13 protein-coding genes are annotated in these 16,186 nt (G+C 43.6%); 8 read left to right on the top strand and 5 right to left on the bottom strand.

Annotation, left to right across the window (positions count from 1 at the left end; all coding sequences use genetic code 11):
• Positions 1 to 90: 90 nt before the first annotated feature.
• Together P5V12_RS09465 and P5V12_RS09460 are read right to left on the bottom strand one after the other, a co-directional pair.
• Positions 91 to 1,020 (bottom strand): electron transfer flavoprotein subunit alpha/FixB family protein, encoded by a 930-nt coding sequence (locus P5V12_RS09465; protein WP_316957110.1) that lies wholly within the window; start codon positions 1,018 to 1,020, stop codon positions 91 to 93.
• Positions 1,017 to 1,769, bottom strand: coding sequence for an electron transfer flavoprotein subunit beta/FixA family protein (locus tag P5V12_RS09460; RefSeq protein ID WP_316957109.1), 753 nt, complete (start codon positions 1,767 to 1,769; stop codon positions 1,017 to 1,019). Before P5V12_RS09460 ends, P5V12_RS09465 begins: the two co-directional genes overlap by 4 nt.
• A gap of 228 nt (positions 1,770 to 1,997) precedes the next feature.
• Between P5V12_RS09460 and P5V12_RS09455 the strand changes: the two genes are divergently transcribed.
• Positions 1,998 to 3,635, top strand: coding sequence for an electron transfer flavoprotein-ubiquinone oxidoreductase (locus P5V12_RS09455; protein ID WP_316957108.1), 1,638 nt, complete (start codon positions 1,998 to 2,000; stop codon positions 3,633 to 3,635).
• 22 nt (positions 3,636 to 3,657) lie between these two features.
• Here P5V12_RS09455 and P5V12_RS09450 read toward each other — a convergent pair whose 3' ends face one another.
• Entirely contained in the window at positions 3,658 to 4,299 is a 642-nt protein-coding gene (locus tag P5V12_RS09450) for a DUF4823 domain-containing protein (protein ID WP_316957107.1), read from the bottom strand.
• A gap of 76 nt (positions 4,300 to 4,375) precedes the next feature.
• On the opposite strand from P5V12_RS09450, the gene P5V12_RS09445 reads away from it, so the two are divergent.
• A complete protein-coding gene (locus P5V12_RS09445; RefSeq protein ID WP_316957106.1) occupies positions 4,376 to 5,236 on the top strand; it encodes an acyl-CoA thioesterase II in 861 nt (286 codons plus the stop codon).
• A 50-nt stretch (positions 5,237 to 5,286) separates the two neighbouring features.
• Positions 5,287 to 5,628 carry a hypothetical protein gene (locus tag P5V12_RS09440; protein ID WP_316957105.1) on the top strand — a complete coding sequence of 114 codons (342 nt, stop codon included), beginning with the start codon at positions 5,287 to 5,289 and terminating at the stop codon, positions 5,626 to 5,628.
• Between the two features lie 249 nt (positions 5,629 to 5,877).
• Here the strand turns inward: P5V12_RS09440 and trmH are convergent, their stop codons facing one another.
• Positions 5,878 to 6,552, bottom strand: a complete 675-nt coding sequence (gene trmH, locus P5V12_RS09435; protein WP_316957104.1) for a tRNA (guanosine(18)-2'-O)-methyltransferase TrmH — start codon at positions 6,550 to 6,552, stop codon at positions 5,878 to 5,880.
• A 443-nt stretch (positions 6,553 to 6,995) separates the two neighbouring features.
• Between trmH and P5V12_RS09430 the strand changes: the two genes are divergently transcribed.
• The 5 genes from P5V12_RS09430 (at position 6,996) to P5V12_RS09410 (ending at position 15,481) form a co-directional block, all read left to right on the top strand.
• Entirely contained in the window at positions 6,996 to 9,632 is a 2,637-nt protein-coding gene (locus P5V12_RS09430) for a PD-(D/E)XK nuclease family protein (protein WP_316957103.1), read from the top strand.
• A gap of 5 nt (positions 9,633 to 9,637) precedes the next feature.
• The gene (locus P5V12_RS09425; RefSeq protein WP_316957102.1) at positions 9,638 to 13,135 is read left to right on the top strand and encodes a UvrD-helicase domain-containing protein; all 3,498 of its coding nucleotides are present in this window, start codon (positions 9,638 to 9,640) and stop codon (positions 13,133 to 13,135) included.
• A gap of 140 nt (positions 13,136 to 13,275) precedes the next feature.
• Complete coding sequence (locus P5V12_RS09420; protein ID WP_316957101.1) at positions 13,276 to 14,337, top strand: 3-deoxy-7-phosphoheptulonate synthase; 1,062 nt, start codon at positions 13,276 to 13,278, stop codon at positions 14,335 to 14,337.
• A 150-nt stretch (positions 14,338 to 14,487) separates the two neighbouring features.
• Positions 14,488 to 14,925, top strand: a complete 438-nt coding sequence (locus P5V12_RS09415; RefSeq protein ID WP_316957100.1) for a DUF393 domain-containing protein — start codon at positions 14,488 to 14,490, stop codon at positions 14,923 to 14,925.
• A 148-nt stretch (positions 14,926 to 15,073) separates the two neighbouring features.
• Positions 15,074 to 15,481: a hypothetical protein gene (locus P5V12_RS09410; RefSeq protein WP_316957099.1), complete on the top strand. Its 408-nt coding sequence runs from the start codon at positions 15,074 to 15,076 to the stop codon at positions 15,479 to 15,481.
• A 48-nt stretch (positions 15,482 to 15,529) separates the two neighbouring features.
• Here the strand turns inward: P5V12_RS09410 and nfuA are convergent, their stop codons facing one another.
• Positions 15,530 to 16,111, bottom strand: coding sequence for a Fe-S biogenesis protein NfuA (nfuA, locus tag P5V12_RS09405; RefSeq protein WP_316957098.1), 582 nt, complete (start codon positions 16,109 to 16,111; stop codon positions 15,530 to 15,532).
• Between the last annotated feature and the right edge of the window lie 75 nt (positions 16,112 to 16,186).

Raw genomic sequence — 16,186 nt, 5'->3', positions numbered from 1 at the left:
ATTTTATTTGAATTGCCGGGCATTTTACCCCTGCTGCTAGGTAAGCAACAGGGGTATTTGGCCAAAATAACGCCCAGTGTTTGAGCAAAATTAAAGCTTTTGCGTCAACTCAGGTACTACATCGAATAAATCAGCTACCAATCCATAATCTGCGACCTGAAATATAGGCGCATCTTCATCTTTATTGATTGCGACTATCACCTTTGATTCTTTCATACCTGCCAGGTGCTGAATCGCACCGGAAATACCCACTGCGATATACAGTTCGGGCGCGACGATCTTACCGGTTTGCCCCACCTGCATATCATTGGCCACAAACCCCGCGTCAACCGCCGCACGAGAAGCACCTACTGCCGCGTCGAGCTTGTCTGCGAGTTGATAGAGTAATTCGAAATTCTCCTCTGATTGCATGCCTCGACCACCGGAAACAACCACTCTTGCTGCCGTCAGCTCCGGACGTTCGGATTGGGCTTTTTGCTCACTGACAAATTCCGACAAACTGTTTGCTGTATTACCTGCAATGTTCTCGATAGATGCGTTATCTTGCGATTGAGCCGCGGCATCAAAAGCCGTAGCACGGATTGTCATTACTTTCAGGTTATCGTTCGATTTTACTGTGGCAATGACATTACCAGCATAAATTGGACGCTTAAAGGTGGATGAGTCAACAATGGCGGTCACATCAGAAAGTGGCTGCACATCCAGTAACGCTGCTGCTCTTGGTACAACATTCTTTCCTGTTGTGGTCGCCGGAGCCAAGATGAAATTGTAACTATTGGCGATGGAGACGATTAAATCGGCAAGGGGTTCGGCTAACTGTTGGCCATATAATGCATCATCCGCAAGTAGGACTTTCGCCACGCCGCTAACACTGGACGCTGAATCCGCGACAGCCTGACAGGCCGTGCCAGCAACAAGAACATGGATTTCCTCTCCTAGTTGAGTGGCAGCATGAATGGTATTTAATGTAGCGCCTTTTAACTCAGAGTTATCGTGTTCTGCTAAGACAAGTACGCTCATGAAATCACCTTTGCTTCATTTTTTAGTTTTTCCAGTAATTGATCAACATCTGCCACCTTAATACCTGCACTGCGTGTTGGCGGCAAACTAGCGGCAAGTATTTCTGTTCTCGGTGTAACATCGACACCGAGATCATCGATCGATTTAATCTCAAGAGGTTTTTTCTTTGCCTTCATAATATTCGGCAAGGATGCGTAGCGCGGTTCATTTAATCGTAAATCCGTGGTAATTACTGCAGGTAAATTGACACGAATGGTTTGTAAACCGCCGTCCACCTCCCGCGTTACATCACATTTATCAGCGTTTATCTCCACTTTCGAAGCAAAAGTGGCTTGCGCATATCCGCATAAAGCTGCAAGCATTTGTCCGGTTTGATTGTTATCACCGTCAATAGATTGTTTCCCCATAATGATTAATGAAGGAGATTCATTATCCGCAACCTGCTTTAATATTTTTGCAACAGCCAGAGGTTCAACGTTTTGTTCGGTTTCAATCAAAATACCTCGATCAGCTCCGATTGCCATAGCGGCACGAATCTGTTCCTGCGCCTTATTGGGACCAATAGACACCACCACAATTTCTGTGGCCTTCCCCGCCTCTTTTAGTTTAACCGCTTCTTCGACGGCAATTTCGCAAAACGGGTTAATCGACATTTTGACGTTGTTCAGATCGACATCTGACTCGTCTGAGTTCGGGCGTACTTTTACGTTGTAATCCACTACTCGTTTTATTGGCACTAAGATCTTCATGATATTTGATAGGTCTCCTGGCGAAAGATGCTTGCTTTATCAAGTCTTATATTGATCTGCTTTGGCTATTTTCCAAGTATAGCTAGAAAAATCATAAGGAATGATTATCTCATAGCAGAATATATAGTAATGAAACCCATTTATGCTAAACGGAAATAACACTTTGTGGACACAAAGTAAGGCTTTTATACTCATAAATAAGAGCAAAAATAATTCGGAGTGTTTTCTATGGAACGAGAATCAATGGAATACGATGTGGTTATCGTTGGCGCTGGCCCAGCCGGTTTATCCGCTGCTTGCCGTCTGAAGCAACTCGATGCTGAAATAAATGTATGCATTGTAGAAAAGGGTTCCGAGGTTGGCGCACATATTTTATCCGGCGCGGTATTTGAGCCACGCGCATTGAACGAACTCTTTCCTAACTGGCAGGAACTCGGCGCGCCATTAAATTGCTCTGTTACAAAAGATGAAGTCTATTATTTAACCTCTCAAAACTCAGGGATTAAGGTTCCAGGCCTATTTGTGCCTAGCACGTTACATAATTCAGGTAATTATGTGATTAGCTTAGGTAATTTGTGCCGCTGGTTAGCCGAACAGGCAGAAAGCTTGGGCGTAGAAGTGTTCCCCGGTTTCTCCGCAGCAGAGATTATTTATGACGAAGACAACCGTTCTGTGTTGGGAATAGTTACTGGAGACATGGGCGTTGATAAAAATGGTTCGCCAAAAGACAGTTACATGCCAGGCATGGAGTTGCGTGCAAAACACACTATTTTTGCCGAGGGAACACGAGGCCACCTGGGTAAGAAATTAATCCAGCATTTCCAACTGGATAAAAATAAAGACCCTCAGCATTATGGGTTAGGTATCAAGGAATTGTGGAAAATCCCCAAGGAACAGAGTAAACCCGGTCTGGTCATTCATTCCACAGGCTGGCCGCTGTCAGAAAGTCAAACCGGTGGTGGTGGTTTTTTGTATCACATGGAAGACAATCAGGTTGTGGTTGGCCTGATTGCGGATTTGTCCTACTCCAATCCGCATGTCAGCCCCTATGATGAGTTTCAACGCTATAAACACCACCCTAATATTGCTGAGCACCTTGAAGGCGGTGAACGAATTGCTTATGGCGCCCGAGCCATTACCAAAGGAGGCTTGCAATCCCAACCTCAAATGGCATTTCCAGGCGGTTTCTTGATTGGCGATGACGCCGGCACATTGAACGCTGCAAAGATTAAAGGCTCTCACACAGCAATAAAGTCTGGAATGATTGCTGCGGAAGCAATATACAACGCGATGAAAAAAGAAAATGTTTCCAACATCGTATTTAACCCCGCCTATAAAAAATCCTGGCTTTATCAGGAACTGTATAAACAGCGTAATTTTGGCCCGGCGTTACATAAATGGGGCACGTTCTGGGGATCAGCCTACGCTTTTATTGATATCAATTTATTTGCTGGAAAACTCCCCTGGACACTTTCAGATAGCAAAGCCGATTACGCACAACTGAAACGTGCAGCGGAATCAGAGAAAATTGAATATCCCAAACCGGATGGCAAATTAAGTTTCGATAAATTGTCGTCTGTGTTTTTGTCGAACACCAACCACGAAGAAGATCAACCTTGCCATCTAAAACTGGAATACCCGGAAATTCCAATTGAGGAAAACCTGCAGCTTTATGAAGAGCCTGCACAAAGGTACTGTCCGGCAGGCGTATATGAAGTGGTTAAGCAGGAAAATGGTGAAAGTGTTTTTCAGATCAATGCTCAGAACTGCGTACATTGCAAAACCTGTGATATCAAGGACCCGGCTCAGAATATTACCTGGGTAACACCTGAAGGCGGTGGCGGCCCAAACTATCCAAATATGTAACAGCGGGACATGGATGTCCTCTTTACCCTGTTCTCACACCAAAAAGCGTAACAGCAACTTGTTGTGTTGCTTTATCCAGAAGGTCTATCGGCAAGCTGTTCGATTCGGCAAAAAAACGGCCCCGCCCTTTCACGTGAATTACATCCAACAACTTGCGAGTTTTTACATCCAAAACAAACAGCTGAAACTGACTAACATCCGGACCAAAATATTTATCCGAGTGTGGGACGTCACCTTCCTGCATTTCACTCCAGGTATTGATGCCATTTTTTAAATCAATCAATAATGGATAAATTAAAATATCCGCACGATTTTGCCAGGCAAGATTCAGAGCCTGATTCATTGAGTGTTTACTGTCTTTAGCCACAAAATTGGGAAATCCTTGAGAAAAGGATCGATTTAATGAAGCAAATAACTGTGTGTTTGCTCGACGATATTGACTGGTTACACCATATTCTTTAGCCGGTACTTGAGTCGTACTGACAACAAGAATTTTGGCTTCCCGATTTATTTGCCATTTACCGCGACGCTCAATGGTGAAGTTTTCTTTTAATGCCAGGGTTTTTAATGTTTGGTCGGTCACGGAACTCACATAGTTAAAAGAGCATCCGGACAATACCAGAGCCACCAATATGAACCCGAATTGTAAGAGTCGAAAATGCATAACACCCTCTTGAGGCATTTCGTCTAATATTAAAGGTATCGGCCAAAACGGAAGATCTTTAAGGAGTTTCCACTCAATGACTGCCTCTCTCACTGATATTCTCACTATGGAGGAGTTAGATAAGAACCTATTCCGCAGTCTTCACCATAGAGAAAACTTCCGTAATATACTTTTCGGTGGCCAAGTGCTGGCGCAGGCCCTAATTTCTGCTTATAAAACTGTCAATAATATGCCTCCCCATTCTCTCCATGCGTATTTTTTACGTGCCGGGAGCGCCGATGCCCCGGTGATTTACGACGTAGAAAACGTCAGAGATGGCACCAGTTTTAAAAGTCGCCGAGTGGTGGCCAGGCAGTTTGGGCGTCCTATATTCAATATGGCCGTCTCGTTTCATCAAAAGGAAGAAGGTTACGAGCACCAAAAGCCGTTACCGCTTAATGTTGATTCACCAGAAAAGATATTGGAAAAACGGGGAATCACGAGTGGACGTAACGTAGACGCACACATTCCAGCAAGCAAAAGTAAGACCAGCGGAGAAGAAAGCCCTTTTCAGCTACTAGCGGTGGAAGATGACGTTTTCTTTTCAACAGACATTCATCCGCCTGAAGCCTTGTATTGGATAAAATCCACTGAACCCCTGCCGGATGACCCAATTTACCATTATTGCTCCCTGGCTTTCGCTTCCGATTTTGGCCTGCTGGCCACCGCATTACTCCCCCATAAAACCAATTTGTTTGACGACAAAATGGTTGCGGCCAGTGTTGATCACGCAATGTGGTTTCACACGGAAGAGTTCAGAGTCGACAAATGGTTACTCTGCCAAACACAAAGTCCCTGGGCGGGTAACGCTCGAGGTTTGACGCATGGCAATATTTTTAATGACACAGGTAAATTAATTGCCAGTACAGCACAAGAAGGGCTTATCCGTCCGATATAGCTGTCTATACTGAAAAAACAACCAATGTATAAAATTAAGGTAGTCCTATTATGGAGCGAGTGATCATCGCAAAAGCCGTAACAACATTAGAAGAATTATTGGGCGCATTAAATAATGCTTATTGGGAAGCCATTAACATACATCAGAAAGACACGTTATTTGACGTAATCACTTCCCTGCATGAAGAGTTAAACGAACTAGCCAAACTCAGTGTCGAAGACCACGATATGGCCTATGAACCAATTACATTAACTTTTCGAAGCTGTTGCAGAAAGCTGAAATACCTTGCCAGTAAAATTGATGAATGGTTTCCACGGACATCTACAGCAGAACAACTTGAGCATACAGTTACCGAAGCTGCAGCGTTAATATCAAACCAATGCTTACGATAATAAATCGTAAAAGTAATAGTGTAGATGGAAACTATTATTATTTGGTTTAAAAAAACATCAGGAAAAACTGGAAGTTCTTGCTGGATGTTCAATACTTAAAGTACTGACGATGCACATCCCCCCCAAGTGTTCACATCGTCACAGAGCTACCTTGTAGCTCGTTAAGGGCACTGTCCTTAATGTTTCACTCCTAATGGTCCTGGCCCGACGGTCTCCCCCCGAACGTCGGGCTTTTTTTATGTCACCTTTTTACTTTATCCCTGCATACCATGTGGAAAGGTTTTCTATTTCACCGTCTTCCCGAATAGGAGGATATGGAATACCTTTTTCATCACAGAGCTTTGCTATTACTGGGTGAGCCCAATGCATATACCGTTTTTGATAAAGGTCTTCAGGCAAGCGTAAGGTGTCATACAGGCCCGCTTTTTCTCTCTGCCTTTGTACTTCATTGAGAATTAATGCACAGGCCACAGAAACGTTGTAGGACTCCACCATGCCAAACATTGGCAGCATGACGTGCTGGTCGACCAACTCAGAAGCCGTTTCACTCACCCCGTCAACCTCCGCACCCATCAATATCGCTGTTGGTCGAGTGTAGTCTACCTCTCGATAATCCACAGTATCCGGTGTAACATTCGCGGCGACGATTTGAAACCCCTGTAGTTTTAACGAGGCAATAGGTTCGTTCACAGACATGTGGTGAGCAACCTCAACCCACTTTTCAGCGCTCGCGGAAGTGCCCCCAAAAGTTTGATAGCCTTTTTGTGGCACAACGCAGTGAATACGGTCTATACCAATAGCATCGCAATTTCGAATAATGGCGGCCAGATTACGGCCTTTATGTACTTCATCAGTAATAACCGTGAGGTCAGGCTGACGTCGACTGAGTACTTGGGTGATTCTTTGGTATCTTTCAGGTGTCATAGTTTATATAAATTAGTTAAAGCTGATCTAAGGGTTAAAATAAAACAATCTAATAGAAATTAAACAAATATGGCATTTTTACTACAGATTGTAATAATTCGAATCATTTTTTTTTCCACATTTCCTGTGGATAACTTAGTGGATAGACTCCGAGTAAAACGCCAAAAACCGCAAAAAATCTATATCGGCGTTAAACTGAATACTTTTTAATCAATTTATATTTTTATATAAAAATCAATTACTTACACGTTTTTTGCAGTGTTAAATATGTTGTCAACAGGAAAAAGCGCAAAAAATGCATTAATTGAAATTATTTTTTTACCAATGTGCATAAAAATAATTGCGAAATATAACTGAAAGCCTGTAGTCACATATTTGTAAAATTCAACCCTAGAATTATTTGGGCGCCATCATAGCAACAAACCCGGGATGTATCTTGACTAATGTGGATTGAAACCATCGTTAATGAGCTGACCTCAAAACGAGCGCTGTTGTTTACAGCCAACCAGCGTTTGCAGAGGTTTATCTATCGAAAGCTGATGCAAAATCGAAGCTATTACACCAGCTTGCCCATACATACCGTAGATCAATGGGTAGAGGAAGAGTGGAGCCGACTGCTTGACCGCGGCGAACCAATGGCCACGGCAACGCTGCTCTCGCCGTATGCGCAACGTCAGATTTGGCAACAACTGGTAGAAGAACACCCTCCCGAACAAGCGTTTTACAATGTTTCGCAATTGGCCGACCTGCTTGCAGAGGCGCATAACATATCCACACTTTGGCAAATTCCTCAAGCCCAAATGACAGAACTCGGCTCGGAAGAAACGCGATATTTTGTTGCCTTAAGTCGTTATTTTGATCAGTTTTTGAAAGAGAAAGAATTAACCACTATTGCTGGCGCATTGGAAGTTATTTCTCAAACCGAACATATACGTCTGGATACCATATACACGTATGGTTTTCAGGAGATAAGCCCTTTTTACCTGAAAGCCTTGAACGTTATTGCTGATCGAGTGATTGAACTACCCCAACTGCAACAAAGTGATGTGCCCCCTGCTATTTCGGTTAGCGAGTATCAGGAAAAAATTCAAGAGTATGCGACTGTTGCCGAACAATGCAAAAACTTGCTGACAGAAAATCCTGATTGCAGTATCGCTGTTGTCGTACCTAATCTGGAACAAGACAAACAGCAACTTGAAGAAATTTTTACCCGAGAATTTTCTCCACAAAATTATCTGTTAGATTCGTGTACGGATCCCACCCCTCTACCGTTTGAAATATCCGCAGCCAAGCCACTTATTCTAGAACCTGTCATTTCAGATGCATTTTTGTTGCTTCAGATTGATCAAACTGCGTTAGAAAGAGAAGCCGCTATTGCTCTCACCCAATCGATTTTTTGGGGAAGCGAACAATCGCAATACGAACGGGAAACGCTACACAGCACGATTTATCGTTCGGATTCAGCAACGTTCAGCATTGCGGATTTGGTAAAGGCGCACGAGGGAAATGCGTGTGCAGAGATTTTACTTAAAGCCCAGCAGTTTTTTCGTGACTGCATACGAAGCAATAAACAATTTAACTGTACAGAAGTGGCATCACTGATCCTAAAACAACTAGAGATATTCGGCTGGCCAGGAAACATCGTATTAAGCAGTCGGGAATATCAGGCTGTAAACCAGTTTATCGATTTACTCAAAACGTTTTCTTCTCTTGATGTAGTCAGACACAGTTACGATAGCTGGCCACAAACCATCAGTCAGCTAAGGGAAATATGCTCAAATAAAATATTCCACATAGAACAAAAGTTACAACCCGTTCAGATATTAGGGATCATGGAGGTCTCAGGCTCGACCTTCGATAAAATTTTTGTTTTAAACTGCCATAACCAAAATATACCGGCGAAACCGTCTCCGAACCCGTTTATTCCTTTTTCTATTCAGGTTCAACACGATACGCCCCGCTCTACGGCTAACCGAGAGCTGCTCTTTGCCAGAAAACAAATTCAGGGGTTAACGCAAGCCGCTGCAGAAATTATTTTTTCCTATGCATTAAAAGATGAAGAAAAGGCGTTTGAGATAAGCCCCTTACTGGAGAATTTTTCGCTTCAATCCCAGCTTGACGCGTCTCCCGAGAATACACTCGATAAAAAATATCGTGAAGCCCTCAGCTTTAATGCATTCGATGCAATAGATACGTCCCTTGCACCAATAATCCCTCCTGGGAATTACATACCTGGTGGAGCCGGCTATATAAGGTTACATGCTGCTGACCCTTTAAGTGCCTATCTAGTTTATCAACTAGGGGTTAAAGCGCCCTACGAAAACTATTTAGGTTTCACACCTGCTGACAGGGGAAATATGCTACATGAGGTACTGGCCGAGCTTTGGTCAAAAATGGGCTCACAGAATACCTTACAGTCATACGACGATGCACAATTAAGAACATGGATAGAAGAAACAACAGAAAAGGTCATCAGGGCTCAGCTTTTCCATAGCCGACGAGACGTGGATTATCAGTTAAAACAACTCGAGCACAAACGTCTGAGTAATCTGGTTTTCAACTGGTTACAAACGGAAAAAGATCGCCCAACCTTCACCGTTATTGCAGAAGAAAAACAAGTGGAGTTTTCTGTTGAAGAACGCAAACTCAAAATGCGTATTGACCGGATTGATCAAACACAAGATAAGCAAATTCTGATCGATTACAAAACCAAGTCGGTAAGCTTATCAAAATTACTTAAAGCCCCGGTGCTCGAACCTCAGTTACCCTTATATACCTTATATCTCACGCAAACCGGCGACACTCCGACCGCAGCAATGTTTGGCACCATTAACAGCCAAAAAATCAGCATGGAAGGTATTGCAGATGAAGACTTTATCTTTGGCGACCTGGTCACACCAAATAAAGTCCGTAATGGCGAATTCAAAGGGGATTGGAGTGAACTGGTTGAATGGTGGACAACACAAATACAAACCCAGGTTCGGCAGTTGGTTTCCGGCGATGTTACCGCCAGTAATAATAACGCTCAGATGCTGAGTTTCTATCAGTATTTATCACCGGCAATACGAGATACGCAGTAGTATTTATGACAGATATTCAGCTTCCTCAACCGCTTGATCATGCAGTTCGCCAGCAGGCGCTCGATATAAGCGCCTCCTATGCGGTATCCGCACCCGCCGGATCGGGAAAAACCGGGTTATTAACGCTTCGTGTATTAAAGTTGCTTGCGATTGTCGACAACCCGGAAGAGATTCTTTGCATTACCTTTACCAATAAAGCCGCATCGGAAATGCGGGAGCGTATTCTTCAAGCACTAACTCGTGTAAAGAGTATGGAGGCTGATGACATTCAACCGGGTACTGAAGGGGATTATAAGGCTGAGTTAAATCACGCTGCATATGCGGTGCTTAAACGAAGTGAGGATAAGGACTGGAATATTATCGAATCCCCTGCTCGCCTTAAAATTCTCACTATCGACGGTTTTTGTCGCAGTATCGCCAACAAGTTCCCAATTGAAAGCGGCATTCATGTAAATTCTTCGATATTAAAAGACCCGGATTTCGTCTACGCTAATGTCATAAAAGCCTGTATTAAAGAACTGCAGGAAGAAAAGTGGGCGAACGAATATCAACTCTTGCTATCGCATTTTGATAACAATCTAAACCGATTACATGATTTATTGATTCGTTTGCTAGCCTCCAGAGATCAATGGTTACCTTTAATTTCCGAAATCCGTGCCCAACCAGCGTTAGCCAAAGCCTTTTTCGAACAAAGCCTGGCAAACTGGCGGGCAGAACTTGCAGAACAAATTGCCGCACAAGCCGTAGCCTACGAAACTGAGCTGGGCGAACTTGGTTTGTTTGCACAAAAAAATATTATTGAAGAAAACCCCAACCATATTTTGTCCCGATTTCAAGTTGAAGATTTCTCAACCTCGGATGGCATATATACCTACTGGCAACCCATAGTTTCCGTACTTCTAACAGGGACTGGTAGTTTTCGTGCGAAATTAGATAAGCGATGTGGCTTCCCTGCTTCCACCAAATTAGACAAAGAAAAAAAGCAACAAGCGCAACAAATAATCAATGAGCTTTCGACCATCCCGGACTTTGCAGATTCATTAAATACTGCGCGAGCCTTCCCGGAAAATGCCTATCTTCCTCAGGATTGGAAGATAATAGAAGCCCTGATTCGTGTACTGCCACTTGCAGTTGCGCATTTGAAAATTTTATTTCATCAAACTGACAGCACAGACTTTATCGAAATCGCCCAGGCAGCCCAGGTGCTGACCCATGTAGACCAAGACTCCGTCAGCGACATCAGCTTAAAACTGGATTATCAGATCCGACACATATTGGTTGACGAATTTCAAGACACATCGCAACCGCAAATTCGTTTGCTCCATTCTCTGGTATCCGGTTGGGAAAAGGATGATGGACGGACCTTGTTTTTCGTTGGAGATGGAATGCAATCCTGTTACGGGTTCCGCAACGCCAACGTGGGTATTTTTTTGGATGTCAGATCATCCGGCTTAAACCAAATAGCTTTAGCGCCACTGGATCTAACGGTAAATTTCCGTTCAACACAGCGAATTGTTTCCTGGGTAAACGACATCTTTTCCCAAACCTTCCCATTCGCCAACAATATTAGCCGGGGAGCGGTTTCTTATGCTCACTCCGATGCGTTTAAATCATCAGAAAACAATACCGAAGACACCTACATTCAATGTAGAGGTTTTATCGACGATAAAGATACAAGACAAACTGAGAGCCACTATATTGCAGAGCAAATAAAGCAACTTATAGTCAAATACCCAAAAGAATCCATTGCTGTATTGGTGCGCAGCCGGTCTGATCTAAAAACGATTATCCCCCTGTTGCAGAAACGCAGTATTCCTTTTGAAGCCGTAGAAATTGACCCATTAAAAAATAAGCCCTATATCCAGGACATGCTTAGCCTAGTAAAAGCCTTGCATTCTTTTTCAGATCGGCTCGCATGGATATCGGTTTTGCGTGCGCCCTGGTGTGCTTTGGATTTCTTCGATCTAAAAGCCCTTTACGAATTTGAACAGGGCAATGAGTTGAACTCTCTCTGGCAAAGTTTATTGTTGCATACCGACAATACCAATCTCTCCGATATTTCTCACCCACTTATCGATCGAGTCATCAATGCGTTCACCAGAGCGAAAGACGCTTTTCAACGGGTTCCGCTGAAGCGATTAATCGAAGCCCTTTGGATTGAACTGGGTGGCCCGAACTGTTTAAACAATGAAAGTCACCGGCAAGATATTCATACCTTATTAGACTTGGTTGATCAGTTTGAACAGGCAGGGCGTATTGTTGAGTGGGACAGATTTAATATGAATCTGGAGAAACTGTTTGCCAAACCGTCCACTGGAGACAGTGTTTTGCAGCTGATGACCATGCATAAATCCAAAGGACTGGAATTTGATAGCGTCTTTCTTCCTTGCCTGGATAAAGCATCCAAAGCGGAGTCCAGCGCTCTACTCTATTGGCATGAACGCCTAAACCGGAATCATGAAACAGATATTCTGCTCACACCTGTTGCAGCCTCCAATACTACGGACAATAATCCACTTACGCAGTTTGTTCGTGAAGAAAAGAAAATCAAAAGCCAGTTAGAACAAACTCGGTTGTTTTATGTTGCCTGCACTCGGGCAAAGTCGCGTCTGTATTTAACTGGCCAACTGAAAATGGATGCGAAAGATAACATCGTACCTTCGGCAAAAACATCCATGTTAGGTCAGTGCTGGGATGCGCTTGGCCCCCATTTTTCGGTATTATCCGCAGAAGACCTTTCCCCGTTACCGGAAGATACCACAGACACATCTCAACGGATTAAATTCGGACCCAATCTTCTCTCACGACTTCCATTATCTCTCGAACCCTGGACGTTCGATTCTTGCATTGAAGCCCCCTCTCACATGCCTTTGACTGAAACACATCACCAGGAAAACAATGGAAGATCAAATCATGGCTATCGTGTGTTTGAGCAAATGCCTCCAGACTCTTTCGCAATTAACGCCCTTGAACGCGCATCAGGAACTCTTTTTCACCGAATTCTAAGGCAAATAACATTGGAAGGAATCAATCACTGGGATCAAAACAAAGTAAGAAAACTGTCACCATTTTGGCTAAAACAGTTAGCTCAATTGGGCGTTACAGCCAAAGAGGGTGAACCTCGAATCGAAAGAATAGCGCATTGTGTTAATCGCATACTGGGTGACTCACAAGCACAATGGCTGTTGGATAACCGCCATGCAGAAAGTGCATGTGAATACGAAATACTTTACGGCAATCAGCCAAAAAAAGTCATCATCGATCGAACTTTCGTCGACAACGACACGCGGTGGATTGTTGATTACAAAACTGGCACACCGACGTCTTCCGAGTCACAGGATGACTTTATCCAACGGGAAAAAGAGGCATACAGTAAGCAACTTGAGTTTTATCAGCAAGCTCTTCAGGGCATCGATTCCCTTGATCAGAGCGCTACAAAAGTCTCAAATTACCAACAAGCGCTCTATTTTCCCTTCCTAATGAAGTTGATATTGCTAAATTAGACTTAAATCTAAGCCCAAGTCCGGTCGTTTTCGAGTACAATTCCTGCTTCGTAATGAACGGGGCTTTGCGAGCTTGAGTATTCGCAAGCAAAATAACAAATAGATAAGACACAGAATTAAGTATTGGTTGGTAATTGACTATGTCTCACGTTGAAGACTTAAATGTTGTTTCGCAGGAAGTTCTGATTACACCAGCTCAGCTGCAAGAAGAACAACCTTTAACGCCTAAGGCCGCAGAAACAATCGAAGCAGGCCGCGCAGCGGTAAGAAGCATTCTTGACCGCGAAGATCATCGCCTGATTGTGGTGGTTGGCCCCTGCTCCATTCACGATCCTAAAGCGGCTATAGATTATGCAAACCGCTTGAAAGTGTTAGCAGACAAAGTGAAAGACACGCTGCTAATCGTCATGCGAGTGTATTTTGAGAAACCTCGTACCACGGTTGGCTGGAAAGGTTTAATCAACGACCCTCACATGAATGACTCCTTCAAAATACAGGAAGGCCTTCATGTTGGTCGTAAATTGTTACTTGATGTAGCGGAAATTGGGTTGCCCGCTGCTACTGAAGCGCTTGACCCAATCTCCCCTCAGTACCTTCAAGAACTTATTTCTTGGTCAGCGATTGGTGCTCGGACAACTGAATCACAAACTCACCGGGAGATGGCCAGTGGTCTTTCCTGTGCAGTTGGTTTCAAGAATGGTACTGATGGTGGTTTGACTGTTGCGATCAATGCATTGCAATCCGTATCCAGCCCTCACCGTTTTCTTGGTATCAATAAAGAAGGCAGCGTGGCGATTATTCATACCAAAGGTAATGATTACGGCCATGTCGTTCTACGTGGTGGAAATGGTAAGCCAAATTACGATTCCGTCAGTGTCGCCATGTGTGAAAAAGAGCTGGAGAGCGCCGGCATCGCCACCAATATTATGGTTGACTGCAGCCACGCGAACTCAAACAAGAATCATGAGCTACAACCGCTTGTATTGGATAACGTAACCAACCAGATTCTGGAAGGAAACAAATCCATCATTGGCGTCATGATCGAAAGTAATATTGGCCCTGGAAATCAAAGCATTCCCGCAGATTTAAACCAACTGCAATACGGCGTGTCTGTAACTGATGCCTGTGTGGACTGGGAAACAACCGAAGAAATGCTCACCACTATGGCAGAGAAGTTGAAAAACGCTCTACCCAAACGATAATTTTTCATCAAATGAACAAAGCGCCTTAATGGCGCTTTTTTTTCGTCTAAGATTTTCAGCGTATGGTCGTTGATCCTTTTTGTACTAGGTAACGTACCACGACTATCTGTCAACTTACATATCCAATTATTTACCTTAGGTTAATCGAGTATGTCTTTGATAAATAAGTTTTTTTCAAAATCGACATTAACCCAGGTCCAACAGTTAACCGTCTTTTACGATGCTAGGTGTCCACTTTGCCTGGCGGAAATGAAACGGATAAAACAACAGGATAATGAAGGCAAGATCCGCCTGGTCGATATTAACGAAAAAGGCTTTAACAAAAACTACCCCCAGATAGCCCCTAATTTTGCGCAGCGCATTCTCCACGCCGTGGATGAAGATCAAAGGCTGTACCTTGGTCTGGATGTTACCTATCTAGCCTGGAGCCTCGTGGGTAAGTCTTATTGGGTCTGGCCCCTCAAGTGGCCTTTAGTTAGATTGTTTGCAGACCCAGCCTATCGGCTGTTTGCTCGATATCGCTACCCTATCTCCTATTTCCTAACAAGGAAGAAAGCTTCGTCAGCATGTAATGATTATTGCAAATGATTATAAAACGCTCACACTAATTACGGTGTATTAGGCTGGATTTTCCTCTCCCAAGCTGGTACGTTAGTCTTAGCTGGCGCCAAAATAAAAAATTAAAAGCCACTCAAACTGCAAGAATCAATAACTATATAGAAAAGGCAGTACCGCTATGAATAACCTCATTGCCGAACAGGAAATATTCCAGTTCCCTTCAGCTATCAGCGAAAGCCTGGTTGCATCTACTTCTTCAAACGATGAAATCTTATGGAATGAGGCAAGATACGCAGAGATGTCAGGCTTGGACTATGTCTTCATTTCTTATGAGCAGGCCAAGCTCATTCGCTCTCCCGAACAAATCTCCGAGTTTGTCCTTAAACTTCCGGTTGTCTCAGGCAACGAGGCAAAACGCTGTGTGCTAATCGGTATGTCCGAATGCGGACACTATGCGGATTTGCGCTATGAGATTGAATGGATGGAGAAAGCTGTACGAAGTGTAAGCTTAAGGTCTCTTCAGAATAGCCCTCAGTACGACTTTATTCAGACTTTATACGAGCATAGCGAATATTTCTACTTCTAGAAATAGAATTAAAAACATTCGCTAACTATATATAAATAAAAGGAAATTTTAGTAGTAAGCTGTCGACTTATCGCTATGGTCGGTTAAATCCCTTACACCCTGTAGCTCAGGTATACGTTCAACCAGCGTTTTCTCAACGCCTTGTTTCAGAGTAACGTCTACCGCGCTACAGCCCTGACAACCGCCCCCGAATTTAAGCACTGCGTACATATCCTCGGTAATTTCCAATAAGCTAACATTGCCACCATGTGCAGCCAATCCAGGGTTCACTTCGTTGTATAAAACGTAATTCACTTTTTCTTCAATCGGGCTGTCATCATTGATTTGAGGCATTTTTGAGTTGGGTGCACGAATAGTTAACTGGCCACCCATTTTATCTGCCGCATAGTCGACTTTGGCATCTTCCAGAAACGGTAAACTCTTCTCTTCGAAATGGGCTTTAAACCCTTCCAGCTGCATAACAACGTCACCTTCCTGTTCCTCTCCTTCGCGGCAATACGCTATACACGTCTCAGCTTGAGGAGTTCCAGGATTGGCAACAAACATACGAATTCCAACTTCACCCTCTTGCTTGGCAAGCAGCTCTGCCAAGTAACCCTGAGCGGATTCGGTAATCGTTACATTAACCATATATTAGATCTTGAATAACCCAGTAAATTTGTCAGATATAATAGCAGAACGTAAAGTCAAAACCTACTGCCGATA

It is taken from the genome of Teredinibacter sp. KSP-S5-2 (assembly GCF_032773895.1).
Taxonomy (GTDB): domain Bacteria; phylum Pseudomonadota; class Gammaproteobacteria; order Pseudomonadales; family Cellvibrionaceae.
The sequence above is the reverse complement of the archived record's forward strand: the minus strand, read 5'-3'. Positions and strand labels throughout refer to the sequence as shown.